The following is a 17,158-nucleotide window of genomic DNA, read 5'->3' as shown; positions in this document are numbered from 1 at the left end:
ACTTTATCTGTGTTTGTTTTTGGAAGTCAAGGGGTTGGCTGGGGAAACCGGAAATGAGCGGGCGGAATCGGGGGACGGGGACCCCTCGGACTACCGCTGCGTCCTGCCCCGGCCTCGTGCCTCGGCAGGGGACCCCTCGGACTACCGCTGCGTCCTGCCCCGGCCTCGTGCCTCGGCAGGGGACCCCTCGGACTACCGCTGCGTCCTGCCCCGGCCTCGTGCCTCGGCAGGGGACCCCTCGGACTACGCTTAGGGCCATGGATAAGGTCCTGTGGTCCAAGCCGGAATCCGAACGTGCCGGCACGCCTTTGCTGCTGCTGTTCCACGGCTACGGATCCTCGCCCGAGCGGATGGAGAAGCTGTTCCCCCATCTGCCCCAGGACTTCACCTGCGCGGCCCCTCAGGGGGTGGTGGAGATCGGCGACCAGCACGGCTGGTTCCTGCTCGACTACTTCCTGACCAACGACTTCTCCGAGGTCATGGCCTCCTGTACCCAGGTGCTGGCCTGGCTGGACGGGATCAAGGCGCAGCACAGCAGCGTCTCGCTCCTCGGTTTCTCCCAGGGGATGGCGATGGCGAGCAGCCTTCTGAGGCTGCGGCCCGAGCAGTTCCGTGCCACGGTGGGTCTCTCAGGATTCGTCCTCGACAACGACCTTCTCGCCCTCACCGAGTCCTTCGAGCAGCGACCGCCCTTCTTCTGGGGCCGGGACAAGGAGGACCTGGTGATCAATGAGGACGCCACGCTTTTCGCGGAGGAGTGGCTGGAACGGAACACTGCCCTGACGTCGCGCAGCTACCCCGGGCTCGGTCACTACATGGCGGTCCAGGAGATGGTCGACGTGAGCGCGTTCCTCAAGTACTACGTACTCAACCGGACTGAACCTGCTGAAGCGACCTCCTGAACCGGGGCCCCTCGCGGGCTACCGCGTGTCCCGCTCCCCAACCTCGTTCCTCGGCCGGGGCCCCTCGCGGGCTACGCTTAGGGCCATGGCCAAGCGCAAGAAGAACCCCGCCCTGGGAATCGCTCAGAACGCAGCACAGAATGCCATGTTCGATGAACAGGGCAAGCCCCGTTCCGGAGTCCACAACATGCTGCTGAAGGCGGTGGATGTGCAGCGCCCGCTCGTGGTGGCGCACATCTCCCGGCTGCGCCACAAGCATCCGAACGCCACCCTGGCCGAACTCGTGGTCCGTCTGGAGCGCCAGTATCTGGCTACCGTCACCACCACCGGCGCGGGTGCCGGTGCCACCGCGGTGATCCCCGGCGTCGGCACGGGGACAGCCTTGGCCGTGTCCGGCGTTGCGACGGCCGCGTTCCTCGAGGCCACCGCACTCTTCGCCTCCAGCGTCGCCGAGCTCCACGGGGTCCGGGTGACCGACCCCGAGAAGGCCCGCACCATGGTCATGGCGATCATGCTCGGCGAGGAGGGCACCTCGCTGCTGAGTGCTTTCACCGGGCAGAGCATGGGCCGCGGTGGGGGAGCGAGCCAGGTGTGGGGCAGTGTCCTGACCAAGAAGACGCCCGCCGCCGCGTTCGAACCGGTGAAGGCCGCCATCCAGAAAGCCTTCCTGAAGTCGCTGGTCAAGCAGCAGGGCGGCGCATTCTTCGGCCGGCTCCTGCCGTTCGGTGTCGGCGCGGTCATGGGCGGCGGTGGCAATCTGCTCATGGGGCGGGCAGTCATCGCGAACACTCGCGAAGCGTTCGGTGCACTCCCGCTCGTAGCCCCCTTCGGCGAGCAGGCTGCGCTCTCGGCCGACGACGGCGCCGCGCCCCTCCCGTCGACAGCTCAGCTCATGCCGCACGAGCCGCTGGCTCTGGACCCGTCGAGCTCCGATCGCCGACTCCCCGAAGCCTCCGAAGCGGACGCCTCGACCCCGGACAGCCCGACCACGGCGCCCGGCACCGACTCGCACTGAACTGACTCGCGCCGAGCCAAGCACGCCGGAGCTGCGCGAGTGGCTCAGCCCAGCAGCAGCGTAGCCACCGTGAAGATCAGCAGCCCGGCCAAGGAACCCACCACGGTGCCGTTGATCCGGATGAACTGAAGGTCCCGGCCCACCTGAAGCTCGATCTTCTGGGAGGTCTCTTCGGCGTCCCAGCGTTCCACGGTGTCCGTGATGAGCCCGGTGATCTGGTCGCGGTAGTTGGAGACCACGTAGGCCGCGATGTCGGCCACCCAGTTGTTGACCTTCGCCGCCAGCTCGGGGTCGTCCACCAGGCGGTGCCCGAAGTCCCGGATCGCGGCGACGAAGCGCTGGTACAGCTCGCTCTGGGGATCGTCCACGGCATCCAGGAACGCCTTCTTGATGGTCTCCCAGGTGCGGCCGGCGATGTCCCGGACCTGCGGATCGCCCAGGATCTGCGACTTGATGCCCTCGGCCCGTTCGATCATGGCCGGGTCATGCTGGAGGTCCTGGGCCAGCTCCTTGAGGTAGGTGTCGATGGCCTGGCGCACCTGGTGGTCCGGGTCCGCCTGGATGCCCTTCACGAACTTCGCCAGTTCGATGTACACCTTGTCCCCCACCAGGGAGTCCACGAAGCCGGGGACCCAGAGCGGGGAGCGGTCGCTGACCAGGCGGTTCACGGTCTCGTGGTTGCGGCCCACCCAGTCCGCGGCGCGGTCGATCAACAGGTCCACGAGGTGACGGTGGTGTCCCTCCTCGAACACCCGCTCGGCGAGCTTGCCGACCGGCGGGCCCCACGGCGGATCCACCACGTGTTTGCGGACCATCGCCTCGACCACGGCCTGCACATCGTCATCGCGCAGCACGGTGAAGAGACCGCGGATGGCGGCCGCGCCTTCCTTCGCGATGCGGTCGGCGCCGGTGGGGCCCGAGGTGGGAGCGCCGTCGTCGTTCGTGCCGGAGAGCCAGCGGCCCACCGAGTGGGCCAGATCCGTGGCGGCCAGCTTGGTGCGGATGACGTCCTCGGAGAGGAAGTTGGTGCCGACGAAGTCGCCCAGCGAGGCGCCGATCTGATCCTTCTTGCGCGGGATGATGGCGGTGTGGGGGATCTTCAGGCCCATGGGATGCCGGAAGAGCGCGGTGACGGCGAACCAGTCGGCGAGTGCGCCGACCATGCCACCCTCGGCCGCGGCCCGGACGTATGCCAGCCACGGATACTGGTGTTGGAGCGCGAAGGACACCCCGAACACCACGGCCAGGGCGATGAGCAGTGCGAGGGCGATGCCCTTCATCCGTGCCAGCGCGGCGGCCTTGGCGGCGTCGCCCGGGGAGGGCAGCGAGCCGCTGTCCTGGGAAATTGGCGCAGTGTTCACGTCCATGCCTCCACCCTATGCCCCGGCACTGACAGGAATGTGGGTAGCTTTATTCCATGAGCCAGATCAGCCGTCCCCTTGTTTACGCCCACCGGGGCGCCAGCGAGCTTTTCGCCGAGCACACCCGTGCCGCCTACCTCCAGGCGATCGCGGACGGGGCGGACGGGGTCGAGTGCGATGTTCACCTGACCGAGGACGGGCACGTGGTGCTGCTCCACGACGACGACCTGGACCGCACGTCGAACGGCACCGGGCCGGTGGCAGAGAAGACCCTCGCGGAGCTGCGCGACCTGGACTTCCACTCCTGGAAGGGTGCCGTGATCCCGCAGGAGTTCGGCTCGCCCAGCGAACAGTTCCTCACCCTCGGGGAACTCCTGGACATCCTGGCGGGCGCGGGCCGCGAGATCGGGCTGGCCATCGAGTTCAAGCATCCCTCGCCGTTCGGGTTCCGGCTGGAGGAGAAGACGCTGGAGCTGCTGGCCGAGCGCGGCTGGGAGGCGTCGACCGGGCTGCTCGGGAACATCCGGGTCTCCTTCATGAGCTTCGATCCGCAGGCCACGGACCAGTTGCTGGAGACCCTGCCGGCGGAGGCCGTGTGCCAGCTGGTGGACGACGTCGACACGGACGAGGTCAAGGAGGACCTCCAGCTGGGCGGCCTGGCGGCGAGTGCGGTCGCGCTCGTGCTCCGCGCCGCGGTGCAGCGGGCCGAGGGGATGCTGGACGACGGTGTCGCCGGCATCGCGGGCCCCGGCATCGATTACCTGAAGGCGCATGCCGACCAGGCGCGGCAATGGCTGGCGGACGGTCGCCGCTTCCGCGTCTGGACGGTGGACGACGACGCCGACGTGGACTACTGCGTGACCTTCGGCGTCCAAGAGATCACCACCAACCGCCCGGCCGAGGTGCTGCAGCGGATCTCCGTGGCGCTGGGCGAGGTGCCGGCGGTCTGAGGGGGCTCGAGGACGCAGCTCGGAGCACTCGGCCTTTTCGGCGCGTCGTGTGACGGGGGTGGAAGAATCTGGAGCGGAAGGACAGACGCAGTGACTGTCACCAAGGACCTATTGCGAGAGGCGTTTGAGATACTCCTTGAGCGCGCAGCCAACGGGGACGATGTTGTTGACCTTGGCGTGGACTACTACTGGTCCATCCCTCCTCGCCTCCAAGGGGATGTGCTCGCCGGCCCGCCGGAGCTGACTGTCGGGCAGTACTCAGAATGCATTGAGAATCTGACCTCTGTCGTCAATGATCCGGAGAACGCCGTCGGCTATGGTCTTGTGTGGCTCGCGGACGTTCTGAGGGCCATCGGAGCCCGCGAAGTGGGCTGAATTGTCGCTGCCTCGATTTCGTGCGGTGTGAAGCGGGACCTGACCGGCTGTCGCCGCAGTCGGGTCTCAGCTGTGGATGACGACGGCGGTGTGGGCGTCGGCGTCGAGATGCGCCCGCTCGAAGAGGCCCGGCGACGCGCTAGGGCGAACCGCGCGGTGCCGGGCGAGATTGGGGCAACCTCTCCAGGGTCGATGTGTAGAGCTCGGTCACGCCAGCGTAAAACATACCGGTGGAACGTTTTCATTTGTCTTGCCACCTCGTGACTCTCGTCATATGGTTCAGTCATCAGTGGCTTCAGAGGAGGGCCTGAAGCCTGCCACTCGCACAACTTCATGGGGATCATATTGGGGACTTTCCGGCGAAAGCCGCTACATCGTGCTGTCTCTTTTTTCATCGCAGGCCTCGGCCTTCCGCTCGTCCTGGTGGTGGGAGCGGGCGCTGTTCAAGCGAAAAGCCCTGACGCTGGGGCCGATGCGCCGAGCGCCACCGAGCTGGCTGCGCGCAAGGCGAAAGCATCCGGTTCAGCAGTTGAAGTCGACTCTCTGACCACTGAGACTTCGCGTACTGTCGCGCTTCCGGACGGCACTTTCCGAGCCCAGCTTGATTCGCGACCTGTTCGTGTGAAGGGCGCCGACGGGTGGCGTCCGGTCGATACGACGCTCAGGTCTACGGCAGCAAGCGGGGAACGCCGGTTGGTTCCCCGGAACGCTCTGGCGGACATCGCCATCGCCCAGGGCGGTTCGGATGTCATGTCCTACGTCGGTGACCGGAAGGGAGCCGCCGTCACTCAGAAATGGCCCTTCGGCGCCCTCCCGGAGCCTCTCGTCCAGGGAGACACCGCAACATATCGTTCAGTCCTTCCTGATGTGGATCTGGTCCAGATCGTGAGCCCCACCGGTGTAGCCCAGGTGCTGAAGGTGAAGACGCGAGCGGCTTTGAAGGACCCGCGAGTTGCGCAGATGAGGTTTTTCCTTCACGCCGAAGGCGCCACCGTGAAGGACCGCGGTGATGGCAAGGGTCTTGTGGCGGTGACCGCTGAAGGCAAGGCGGCGCTCGAGACCGCCGAAGGTCAATGGTGGGACTCTTCCTGGGAAGGTTCGACGGCGTCGGGCCCCGGTGGACCGGGGTTGCGGAATCCGCTGGGCCTCAGTCTCAGCACTGAGGGCGATCAGCAGGTACAGAAGCTAGGCATGAGCGGCATTCTGTCGGCGAAGAAGCTGACGTTCCCTGTCTTCGTGGATCCGGATTGGAGCACGAGTCGCTCCGGCTACACCTATGTCGACTCCTTTACGCCCACGGTCTCGTATTGGAACGGCGGCGGCGGTGCTGACGGCACGGTCCATGTCGGGTATCTCCCCCCGGCATGGGATTACACCTATGGTGCCTCTCACGTGACACGAGGTTTCTACCAGTTCAACACCTCGGCGCTCGCCGGGAAGAAGATCATCTCCGCCAAGCTGAACGCCACGGAGACCTGGTCGCCGACGTGCACAGCGCGTCCAGTGAGCGCCTATGTGACGGGCTCTGTCGGGCCCGGCACCACCTGGAACGCGCAGCCCGCCTTCGTCCAGAAGGTGAACACCCAGAACGTCGCCAAGGGATACTCTGCCTCCTGCCCGGCCGGTTCAGTGGCTTTCGACATGGGGGCCGCCACATCTCAGCTGTCCACGACATCGCAATGGTCCGTCGGGCTGAAGGCCGACAACGAGAGCGACCCGCTGGGATGGAAGCGGTTCAGCAATACAGCGACCCTGGTTGTCACCTATGACACGCCACCGATTACACCCACCATCTTCACGATCGATGGGGGCTTCTGGGACGGGCAGCCGTTCGCGCAGGGCTCCCGATATGTCACTGCCGTCCCAACCCCGTCCTACAAGGTCAGGGCGAGCGACCCGGACGGAGCTCCGGGCGGTGACATCACCGTGACCATGACGGTCAAGGATCGCGTGACCGGAGCGGTCAGGTCTTCGGGCGCGACGGCTCCGGGTTCGCCGGCTGACGGCACGATCTTCACCTGGCAAGGCGGCACTCTGGCGGACGGCGATTACGTCCTGGAGGCTTACGCCACCGATGTGCAGGGCTATCGATCGGGCATCATGTCCTTCGCTTTCACCGTCGACACGACCCCCTGAACAACCCACCATCCATCTCCTTCCGGAACCACCGGAACCACCTTGAGCTTGAGGAGCACAGCGTGGGATCACTGAAAAGCCGTCGCTTCCGCATGATGTCGGCGGCCATCGTCGCCGCCTGTCTTTCCGCAGGGATGACGCCTGCGTATGCGGAAGATGCGCCGTCACCTGGCACGAGCGAAGCATCGGCGGCGCCCACCCAGGTCGCGGCAGAGTCACCGTCGCTAGGAAAAGAGGAGTCTGCCGCCGTCAAAGAAGCCACGTCATCGGGTGCTCCTGTCGTGGTGGATTCGCTCACGACCGAGTCATCGGTGACGACCGCCCAGCCTGATGGGACGGTGAAGTCCGAGATCTCCTCCGAGCCGGTCCGGGTCAAAGAAGGCACGACGTGGCACCAGATCGACACCGACCTCAAGTCTGTCAATCGTGATGGGCAGACGCGGCTCGTACCGGAACACGTCTACGCTGACGTGTCGCTGGCAAAGGGCGGCTCCGATGTGATGGCCTACGTGGGCGATCACCGTGGAGCCGCAGTGACCCAGAAGTGGCCCTTCGGCGCTTTGCCGGAGCCGACCGTCGAAGGTGAAACCGCGACGTACTCCGAGGTCTTGCCGGGTGTCGACCTTGTGCAGCTGGCACGGCCCACTGGTGTTTCGCAGGTGCTGAAGGTGAAGACGCGGGAGGCTTTGAAGGACCCGCGAGTTGCGCAGATGAGGTTTTTCCTTCACGCCGATGGTGCCACGGTCAAGGACCGCGGTGATGGCAAGGGCCTAGTGGCGGTGACCGCTGAGGGCAAGGCGGCGCTGGAGACTGCCGAGGGTCAGTGGTGGGATTCCTCCTGGAAGGACTCGTCCGCTTCAGGTCCCGGCGGGCCGGGGCTGATGTATCCGCTGAGCCTGAGCCTGGGCGCTGAGGGCGACCAGCAGGTGCAGAAGCTGGGGATGAGTGGCATTCTGGCGGCAAAGAAGCTGACATTCCCTGTCTTCGTGGATCCGGACTGGACCACCAACCGTGACGGTTACACCTACGTAGACTCTTTCTGGCCCACCATGTCGTACTGGAATGGCGGCGGAGGTTCGGACGGCAGCGTCCACGTCGGGTATCTGCCTCCGGAGTGGGATTACACTTACGGCGCCTCTCATGTGACGCGTGGCCACTACCAGTTCACGACCTCTGCCCTGGCGGGCAAGAAGATCATCAAGGCCGTCATGAACACGACTGAAGTGTGGTCGCCGTCGTGCACGGCGCGTCCGGTCAGTGCTTACGCGACGACGACGGTCGGATCGGGCACCACGTGGAACTCTCAGCCGACCTGGGGAACGAAGTTCAGCACGGTGAATGTCGCCAAGGGCAATTCAGCGTCATGCCCCGCAGGAACTGTTGGTTTCGACATGGGCGCGGCCAAGAGCGCGTTGTCCACGGATGCACAGTGGTCGGTGGGCCTCAAGGCGGATGACGAGACTGATTCCCTGGGCTGGAAGCGGTTCAGCAATGCCGCAACGTTGACCGTCACGTACGACACTCCGCCGACCACGCCCACCATCTACACGATTGACGGTGGCCTCTGGGACGGAGATCCGTATGCGACGGGTTCGCGGTACGTCACGAGGTTCTCTGCGCCGTTCTACAAGGTTCGCTCGGGCGACCCCGATGGGGCTGCCGGAGGCAACATCACGGTGTCCATGAAAGTCACCCAAGCCGCGAATGGGGCACTAATGTTCTCGGGGACGTCGGCACCCGGGTCTCCGACGATCGGAACCTTTTTCACGTGGCAGGGAGGGTCGCTCCCCGACGGTCGATACGTGTTGTCGGCCACCGCGACAGATGCCCAGGGCTACAGCTCCGGGACTATGACCTTCATCTTCTACGTGGACACGACTCCACCTAAGTCGCCCACCATCACCCCGTCCGGGGGTTTCCCGGTGACGTCGACGGGTCCGAACCAAGGCTCTACGTCGGCTGTTCCAGGGCAGGACACTGTCTCGTTCACCCTCGGTGACGGTGGCGAGTATGGCGTGGAAAAGTTCATTTACGCCGTGACCAAGGACGGGCAGGTGACGTCGCACCCGGTCACGATGGCATGCAACACCCGAAGCGGCCCCTTCGTTTCCGTCTGTGCCACATCGAACAAGGCCACGATTGACGTCAGTCCAATCGATCAGAACACGGTGATCAGTGCGTGGGCGGTCGACACCGCCGGCAACGTCAATCTCCTCAAAGAGAGCACCAGTGCCACCACATACACGCTGTCGACGGGGGCTCAGGCGCCATTGCCCCATGACCTGCAGCCCGTGGCCGTCTCCGGTGGAGCCGCCTGGGCTGAACAAGCGGTGTGCAACTCCGGTTCGCCGAATGTGGCCCTCTGTCCCGATACGGCAGACCAGCGGAGCGGTAAAGTGCTCCAGTTCGCAGCGGCGGGGGACAGAGGCGACGTTGCAAGCGGCGCCGTCGACACGTCCAAAGCCTTTACGGCAGCGGCGTGGGTGAAGCCGCAAGGCGGAACCGGCACCCGATCGGTGATCACCCAGGTTGCGGCTTCGGGAGGACCTGGGGCGCGGCTGGGCATTCTGCCCGACGCGGCGAGCAAGCCACAGTTCGGCCTGCAGGGCTGGACCAGTGCCACGGCCGATTCCCGTGTCCTGAACAACGCTTCGGGCGGTATCCAGGACGGTGAGTGGGCCTACGTGGTCAGCGCCTATGACCCCCTGAACCAGCAATTGCGGATCACCGTGACCAGCGGCGGGCAGGTGACGACGTGGATCACCGCAACAGCTCAGACCCGGTTCCTTGCCTCCTCGGCAGCGCAGCCGGTTCGGCTCGGGTATCTTTCGACATCCGCTCAGGACCAGTTCATCGGTTCGGTCTACCGACCTGTACTGGCCCAGGGAATCCTCACGGCTGAACAGATCAAGAATCTGACGAGCAGCTTCAACGACAACGGCGAACAAGGGCTGATGAGATGAGCAGAAGATTCCCCGCGAGGACATTGAAGGGTCTGAAAGGCGCGCTCGCCGCTTCCTCGGTGGCGGCAGTACTTCTCGCAGGTGCGGGACTGTACTCCCTCCCGGATACTGGCGAGTCGCCTCAAGAGCAGTTGAAAGCCCAGGACCTGCCGGCAGTGTCGGCGGTGCCGTGGGCTCCGAGCGGGGAATCGAAGGGGCTGCCCTTCCTCTCGGGCGCACCGCAGACGCACGACCGACGAGGCCGCGTGGCAGGGACAGAGCAGGTTTCTGTTCCGATCGCTCAGGGTGGGCAATCCACGATGACGGTCGTGCCGGCGTCGTTCTCCCAGTCCGGGCGGAAAGCCACCGCCGTCCAGCCCCGGACCGTGGCATCGCCGACCAATGACAAAGGCGCGGGTGACTTCTCCGCCCTCCCCGGAACCGGTGCCTCCCAGTGGGGATCCACGTCCCAGACGGGTGGGTTCACATGGTCGTATCCCTTGCCGGGCCGCGAAGCGCCAGCCGGCGGATCACCGTCGCTGTCCCTGTCGTACGATTCCTCTCGCGTGGATGGATTGACGGCGGCCACCAACAACCAGGCCAGCACGATCGGAGACGGGTGGGTTCTCGCGGGACTGGGTTCGATCCGGCAGAAGTTCGGTTCGTGCCTGGACCAGGACGTCGCCGATTCCTACGACCTCTGCGGAAACAAGGGCGGACAGTCGTTCTCCATCGCGTTCGGCGGACGTTCCGGGAAAATCATCAAGGACGCCGCGTCGGGCGTTTTCAAGCTTGAGAACGATGACAACACCAAGATCGAGTACCTCACCGGATCGGGCCAGAACGGTTCCTACGACGGCGGGTACTGGAAACTGACCGACACCGCGGGCACCCAGTATTTCTTCGGACGCAACAAGCTTCCCGGATGGACCAGCGGATCTGCGACGACCAACTCGGTCGACACGGTCCCCGTGGGTGCGGCGAACTCCAGCCAACCGTGCGCTGCAGGATCCTTCGGCGCCTCCCTCTGTCAGCAGGCGGCTGCGTGGAACCTCGACTACGTCGTGGATGTCCACGGCAATTCCCAGGCGGTCTACTACGCGCAGGACTCCAACTTCTACGCCTCTCAGAAGGGCACCGGAGCACGGTTGTCCTATGTGCGGTCCTCCCGCCCGATCAGGGTCGACTACGGGATGCGCTCCGGTGACGAGCTCGAGGCCAACGCGGCCCCGTTGCAGTACGTTTTCAGCTACACCGGACGCTGCACCGGGACGGATTGCAGCAAGGGCAGCGACATTCCCGCGACGTACTCGTGCACCGCCTCGGGAACGTGTGAGATGCAGTCGCCCACGTTCTACTCAGACCAGCGCTTGCAGACCATTACCACGAAGACGCTGGTGGGCTCCGCTTACCAGAACATCGACACCTGGACTCTGGCACACACGTTCCCGGACCCGGGCGACGGGACCAAGCCCGCCCTCTGGCTGGGCTCCGTCACGCACACCGCCGCGGATACGACGTCGGGCCGCACAGCTGTGACCGATCCCGCTGTGGTGTTCTCCGGCCAGACGCTGCAGAACAGGGTGTGGGTAGTGGATGGCCAGGCGCCCCTGGACCGTTACCGCATCTCCGGAATCAAACTGCCCACCGGTGGCGTGGTGTCTGTAAGCTACCTCGCGGCGGAATGCACGCCGACGAATCTGCCCGCGTCTCCTGAGACCAATAACAAGCGCTGTTTCCCGCAGCGGTGGGCTCCGACCACTCCGATTCCTGAGACTGCCCGTACCGATTACTTCCACATCTACCCGGTGGCAGCCATCGGCATCGCCGCGGGCCCGGGTGGCGGAGTCGACATGCTCACGCGGTATCAGTACATCGGCACCCCCGCCTGGAAGTACCCCGAGCAGAAATACGTGACGGGTAAGGGCGGCACGGACATGACCTGGTCCGTGGCGGCCGGGTGGGCTCAGGTGAAGACCATCAAGGGCAATAACTCGGGTACGGCGAATCCCACGTCGATCACCACGTATCTGAGAGGACTGGACGGCACCCCGTCCGATTCAAGTGGCGGCACCAGAACGTCCACGGTGACCACCACGGATGGCACCGCCATCACGGATTCGCCGTGGCTGACGGGCATGCAGGTGGAGACTCAGAGTTTCCTCGGTGACACCACAACGCGCCTGTCCAGCTCCATCACCGTCCCCTGGGCCTCGTCGCCGACGGCGACGTCGACCGCAGCGCTGGGTTCGGCAACTGCTCGCCACATCGGGGTTGCCACCCAGAAGACGGTCCAGGCGTCCGGTCAGACGGCGGCTCCCATCAATGGGGCCAGGTCCCGGACCACGACCCTGACCCACGACGGTTACGGCCGTGTCACGGCCACGAGCAACACCGCGCAGACCGGTGGCACGGATGCCTCGTGCCAGCTGACGGTGTTTGCGGACAACACAGGCGCGAATCTCCTGGGGCTGCCCGCCACTCAGACCACGCGAAAGGGTGAGTGCTCCGGCGGCACCAGCACCGGGGATATTCTGACCGCGTCGCGTACGCTGTACGACTCCTCGGCCTCCGCTGATCCAGGGAGCAACGGGTATCAGGCTCCAACCAAGGGCCAGGTGACCCGTACCGACACGGCGACCGAGACCAACGGTGGGTCGGTGTCGACGTGGCTCACGGGCGACACCATCGGCTATGACTCGCTCGGCCGGGCCATCAGCTCGACCGATCCTACCACCGGGACCGACCGGGTCACTGCCACGACCTACAGTCCCGCCACGGGCCTCCCGACGACGGTGACCTCCACCAATCCCTTGGGGTGGACGTCGAGCCAGACGTTCGATGCCTCCCGCGGCTCGGCCCTCACCGCCACGGATGTCAACGGCAACGTGTCCACCAGCGAATATGATTCCTCCGGACGCCTGGTCAAGCAGTGGGACGCACTTCGCCCCAAAGCGAACTACCCCACGCCGTCGCTCGCCATCACCTACGCGGTGTCGCAGACGGCGCCGTCGTCCATCAAGACCGACCGAGTCAACAACTCGGGTGGGATCGTCAGCGGGTATGCGATCTTCGATGGGCTGGGCCGTGCCCGTCAGTCGCAGACGGCTTCGCCGATCGGTGGCACGATCGCCACGGACACGTACTACAACAGTGCCGGAGATCTCGCCAAGAGCGTCCACGAGTACTACATGACGAATGCCCCGTCGGGGACGTTGTTCATCCCCACCATCGCGGTCCCGTCCTCCACCACCTATGCCTATGATGCCGCAGGGCGTGTCACAGCGACCTCGGACGTGGCCAATGACAACCAGACCCTGTGGACCACCACGCTGGCGTACGCGGGGACTGATACGGTCACCAGCACCGGCCCTACTCCTCCGGGAGGCACGGCTGCTTCATCTGCGCAGCAGAGCGTGACGGACCTCAACGGCAACGCTGTGGCGAACGTCCTGTTCCGGGGCCCGACCACGGCGTCGGCGAAGGACACCAGCACGTACACCTTCGACACGCTCGGACAGATGACCGCGATGAAGGACGTCGCCGGCAACACGTGGAGCTGGACTTACGACGCCGCGGGGCGCCAGGTCTCCGCCACCGATCCGGATGCCGGCGCGAGTTCGCTGAGCTACGATGCGAGCGGTCGACTGGCCACGTCCACTGACGCTCTCGGCACGGTCACGAAGAACGAGTACGACGCGTTGGACCGATCAATCAAAACGACCGTGACGGTCAGTGGGGGAACGGAGAAGACCCTCGTCACCCGGAGTTACGACACCGAGAAAAAGGGGCAGCTCAGTTCCGAAACCCGGTACAACGGGGCGAACTACGATCAGGCCGTCATCTCCACCTACGCGAACTACAACGCCAGTAACCAGCCGGGAACGTCCACCGTAACCGTTCCGTCTGGGCTGGGAACCTTCGCCGGAACCTACACCACGACCGCAAGCTACCGGCAGAATGGTCTTCCGAACACCCAGAGCATTCCGGCCCTGGGAGGTCTGGCGGCGGAGACCCTGACGTCGTCCTACGACAGCGCCGATCGGCCGATCGCCCTCGAAAGCAATCTCGGCGACAACATTGTCACGAACGGTGCCTACAACAACCTGGGCTGGTTGGGATCCTTCCAGCAGTGGGACAAGAACTCGGTCTATTCGACCAACCCCACCGTCGGCACCACTGCCACCTACTTCGACTATGACGCGACCACGCAGCGAGTCGTCGCTGTCCGGAGTGACAACAAGTCCAAGGGCGTGATTGCCGACCTCGGCAAGACGAGCTACAAGTACGACGCCGCGGGGAAGATCACCAACCGGAATCAGTCGTGGTCCGCTCGGACCAATAAGCCGGTCGACAATCAGTGCTTCGCCTATGACTACGCGGATCGTCTGGCTGCTGCCTGGAGCCCCACCGCCGCCTGCGGTGCAGCCCCGGCATCCAGCGCCACCTCTGTCACGGGCCTCGGAGGACTGGCGGCCTACGCCCAGACCTACACGTACACGGCAGGTGGAGATCGTGCCCAGGTCAAGCGCTTCGGTCCCACCGGTGCCCTGGCGTCCACTGAGGCTTATAGCTATCAGGGAACCAGCCACCGTCTTTCCGGGATGACGAGCACCCCTGCCACGGGGACTGCGTCTTCCGCATCGTTCGGATGGGACGCTGCGGGACGGATGACCACGAGGGCCGGGCAGACGCTGAATTACACGGCGGACGGCAAGCTCGCCGGCACGTCAGGCAGCACCACGCTGTCTGGTAACCCCAACCCGAACAGTGCTTCGGGCAACCCTCCCGCGTCGACGGCGACAGGTGACACTCAGCGGTTCTACACCGCCGGTGGAGACCTCATCGGAATCACCGACGGGACTGGAACGACGTTCACTCTGGGAATGACGACGGCGCATGCCACGACGGCCGGTGCTGTCACCGCAACGCGGTCGTACAGCTTCGCCGGAAAGGCAGTCGCCGAGCGCACAGCCAAATCCGGAGTTTCCCAGCTGACTGTCATCCTCAGCGATCGGGTGAACACCGGCCAGACGATGGTCCTGCCGACGACGGCGACTGCGGGGACCACCGCTGTTGTCAGGTTCACTGATCCGTACGGTCTGGCCCGTGGCCCGACCCAATCGGCCGTGGCCAACGCCGCTTTCGCAGCAGCGCCAGCCGGCGCTCGCGGTGTGGGAAGCAATGCCGCCAACCCTGCCGGGTTCGGCGCCGTCAACGGCTACATCAGCAAGCTGGCCGACTCGCAGTCCAAGCTCGTTCAGGTGGGCGCCCGAGAACTCGACCCGTCGCTGGGGGCGTTCACTGCGCCGGACCCCGTCCTGGATAAGTCTACACAGCGACTCTTCAGCCCCTACATGTATTCGGGAGCCGATCCGGTCAATTTTTCGGATCCTAGCGGTCTATTCCTGTGCGATGTGTGCAATGGATACGAGTCGCGTCCCAACGTGCCTATCAATCACACGAACGGCCCAATCAAGGACTATGGCACGAAGTGGGAGCAAGCCCAGTACGGAACCCTGACGGTCGCCCCGGGCGGCCCTGGAAACTACTACTACGGCACGAGCAATCCCTACTGGCGGTACACGGGAGCCGCGACGATCGGAAACCTTCCAACCGCGAATCCTGTAAAGGAAGCCGCCGCACAAGCTGCGAAGTCTTTCGTTCACAATGCGACCGAAGTCCTTTCATGGGCTCAAGATCTCGCATGCAATACCCCCAATGGTCTATGTGCGGCGGTCACAGTTCTGTACGCAGTGGGCAGCGTTGCAGACAACTTGAATGAAAACCCGAACGATGTTGGGGGAGCTTGGGCCAGAGGGCTTGGTGGAGCAGTCCTGGGCGGCATACCGGTCGGCGGTAAGGCGTTGAAAGCGGGAATGCGGGCCGCCAACCCAAAACTCGTGCTCTCCTTAACTAAGAGGATAAAGCCAAATATTGGTAACGCTAGGTTTGCCCAGAAGACCTTCAGCGAGAAGTTCAGCAAAGAAGGAGCTTTTGCAGGTCGAACCATTGATAGTGTGGCGAGTGATTTAAAATCGAAGAGCCTGTCGCCGGATGATGTGCCGATTGATGTTATCGTAAGAGACGGTAATACACTGATCTTGAATACCCGCTCAGCCCAAGCGTTGAACCGTGCAGGGATCCCTAGGTCGGATTGGCGTCTAGTGGATCGAACTGGCCAAGCAGCGTTTGAGCAACGATTGTCCGACCAGCTCAGGAGGAACAAGTTGACCAGCGAAGGAATTGACCTTCCATGAACAGCCGAGGTGTCAAACGCCTAGTCGCGGCCTTGCCGCCGTACGACTATACCGAAGATGCTGTGTTCAGTCACCCAGGAGGTGAAGCGGAGCTCCGGTGCACGTATAGTCGCAATGGTTCTTTGTATGTAGGAGGATTCCGATTCGCTCGAGTTAGAGCGTACCGGTACCGTGCGGAATCTCACTGCACCGCTTGGCACAGTGAGGGCGCTTATGATGCCCTTGTGGAGGTTATGGATTCAAATTGGGTGGCGGAACTCCGGGAGTCTCAACCGGCCGATCAAGACTGGCGTTGGCCGATTCGACATTTCTTGATTTTTGTAGATTCGGCGGGTGCTTATGAAGTCGCCGCCGAGACCGCGGACCAGCTCGAAGAGACGTTGGCGTAGTGGGATTGCAGGACTCTGCTATAAGCCGCGAACTTTCGTTGGCTCTTCGCCACTCCCCGTTGTCATATGGACTCGAGCTGGACGAGTCAGGGTGGGCTGATATAGAGCAGCTGATTAGTGCTCTGCGTCAAAAGGGGGGTGGATGGGGCGCGATAGATCGCGACAGGTTGGTGCAGATCGTTGTTTCCGCGCCAAAGCGAAGACATGAAATCGATGGAGGTCGGATCAGGGCTCTTTATGGCCACTCGATCCCAGTGAGCGTGTCAAGAAAGTCTGTGGCCCCGCCCGATATCCTCTTTCATGGGACTGTGCCCGAAAATTTAGCATCAATCTTGCTTCGAGGCATCCTGCCCATGGGACGCCAGTATGTTCATCTAGCATCTGATCGCGACGTTGCGCGCCAAGTAGGGCGCAGAAAGACCTCCGCGCCAATGATTATTGTTATCGATGCTGCGGCCGCGAACTCGGAAGGTGTGGAGTTCTTTGAGGCGGGCGATTCGACTTGGCTTGCGAGAGGAATCTCTCCGAGATTTATTGCTACTGCCGATTGATGTAAGGATAACTCCGATCGACGGGATGGTTGCTGTCGGTCGCCTCTGTTTGAAGCAACCCGGAGCCGGTGAGTTGGATCGTATGCCATTTCCTGTAGATCGCATTTTGGCAAACTAAATTGAGGCTGCAGGACGTGAAAAATCTGATTGCGCCGTAGCAGGCATGTCTGGATCGGTGGGACGCTCACAGCATGCAGTCTAGAAGATGACATCCTCAGTGGGGCTTGCCTAAGCGAGGGTTCGAATTCGTGCCCGTCCTCATCGGCATTTCTCGCTC

Annotated in this window: 9 protein-coding genes; 8 read left to right on the top strand and 1 reads right to left on the bottom strand. The window is 63.9% G+C overall.

All coding sequences use genetic code 11. The features are described 5' to 3' along the window. The first annotated feature begins 257 nt into the window (after positions 1-257). Positions 258-902 carry an alpha/beta hydrolase gene (locus AB4Y75_RS11795; RefSeq protein WP_441436073.1) on the top strand — a complete coding sequence of 215 codons (645 nt, stop codon included), beginning with the start codon at positions 258-260 and terminating at the stop codon, positions 900-902. Between the two features lie 85 nt (positions 903-987). Next, on the top strand, positions 988-1,917 hold the full coding sequence (locus tag AB4Y75_RS11790; RefSeq protein ID WP_441436072.1) for a hypothetical protein: 930 nt from the start codon (positions 988-990) through the stop codon (positions 1,915-1,917). Between the two features lie 44 nt (positions 1,918-1,961). Here AB4Y75_RS11790 and AB4Y75_RS11785 read toward each other — a convergent pair whose 3' ends face one another. After that, a complete protein-coding gene (locus tag AB4Y75_RS11785) occupies positions 1,962-3,284 on the bottom strand; it encodes a DUF445 domain-containing protein (RefSeq protein ID WP_441436071.1) in 1,323 nt (440 codons plus the stop codon). A 50-nt stretch (positions 3,285-3,334) separates the two neighbouring features. On the opposite strand from AB4Y75_RS11785, the gene AB4Y75_RS11780 reads away from it, so the two are divergent. From AB4Y75_RS11780 to AB4Y75_RS11755, 6 genes are all read left to right on the top strand, one after another. Further along, complete coding sequence (locus tag AB4Y75_RS11780) at positions 3,335-4,228, top strand: glycerophosphodiester phosphodiesterase (RefSeq protein WP_441436070.1); 894 nt, start codon at positions 3,335-3,337, stop codon at positions 4,226-4,228. A gap of 90 nt (positions 4,229-4,318) precedes the next feature. After that, the gene (locus AB4Y75_RS11775; RefSeq protein WP_107003891.1) at positions 4,319-4,603 is read left to right on the top strand and encodes a hypothetical protein; all 285 of its coding nucleotides are present in this window, start codon (positions 4,319-4,321) and stop codon (positions 4,601-4,603) included. A gap of 333 nt (positions 4,604-4,936) precedes the next feature. Then, positions 4,937-6,739, top strand: coding sequence for a hypothetical protein (locus tag AB4Y75_RS11770; RefSeq protein WP_441436069.1), 1,803 nt, complete (start codon positions 4,937-4,939; stop codon positions 6,737-6,739). A gap of 62 nt (positions 6,740-6,801) precedes the next feature. Next, complete coding sequence (locus tag AB4Y75_RS11765) at positions 6,802-9,702, top strand: LamG-like jellyroll fold domain-containing protein (protein ID WP_441436068.1); 2,901 nt, start codon at positions 6,802-6,804, stop codon at positions 9,700-9,702. Positions 9,703-10,247: 545 nt separating this feature from the next. Next, on the top strand, positions 10,248-15,941 hold the full coding sequence (locus tag AB4Y75_RS11760) for an RHS repeat-associated core domain-containing protein (RefSeq protein WP_441436067.1): 5,694 nt from the start codon (positions 10,248-10,250) through the stop codon (positions 15,939-15,941). Positions 15,942-16,329: 388 nt separating this feature from the next. Continuing rightward, positions 16,330-16,881: an RNA 2'-phosphotransferase gene (locus tag AB4Y75_RS11755; RefSeq protein ID WP_441436066.1), complete on the top strand. Its 552-nt coding sequence runs from the start codon at positions 16,330-16,332 to the stop codon at positions 16,879-16,881. The last annotated feature ends 277 nt before the right edge of the window (positions 16,882-17,158 follow it).

This window comes from Arthrobacter sp. RAF14 (assembly GCF_052114185.1).
In the GTDB taxonomy this organism is placed as follows: domain Bacteria; phylum Actinomycetota; class Actinomycetes; order Actinomycetales; family Micrococcaceae; genus Arthrobacter_E.
The sequence above is the reverse complement of the archived record's forward strand: the minus strand, read 5'-3'. Positions and strand labels throughout refer to the sequence as shown.

Coding starts and splice junctions, on each gene's coding strand:
- AB4Y75_RS11785 (WP_441436071.1), bottom strand. CDS start 3,284: ATGGACGTGAACACTGCGCCAATTTCCCAGGACAGCGGCTCGCTGCCC.
- AB4Y75_RS11780 (WP_441436070.1), top strand. CDS start 3,335: ATGAGCCAGATCAGCCGTCCCCTTGTTTACGCCCACCGGGGCGCCAGC.
- AB4Y75_RS11770 (WP_441436069.1), top strand. CDS start 4,937: ATGGGGATCATATTGGGGACTTTCCGGCGAAAGCCGCTACATCGTGCT.
- AB4Y75_RS11795 (WP_441436073.1), top strand. CDS start 258: ATGGATAAGGTCCTGTGGTCCAAGCCGGAATCCGAACGTGCCGGCACG.
- AB4Y75_RS11790 (WP_441436072.1), top strand. CDS start 988: ATGGCCAAGCGCAAGAAGAACCCCGCCCTGGGAATCGCTCAGAACGCA.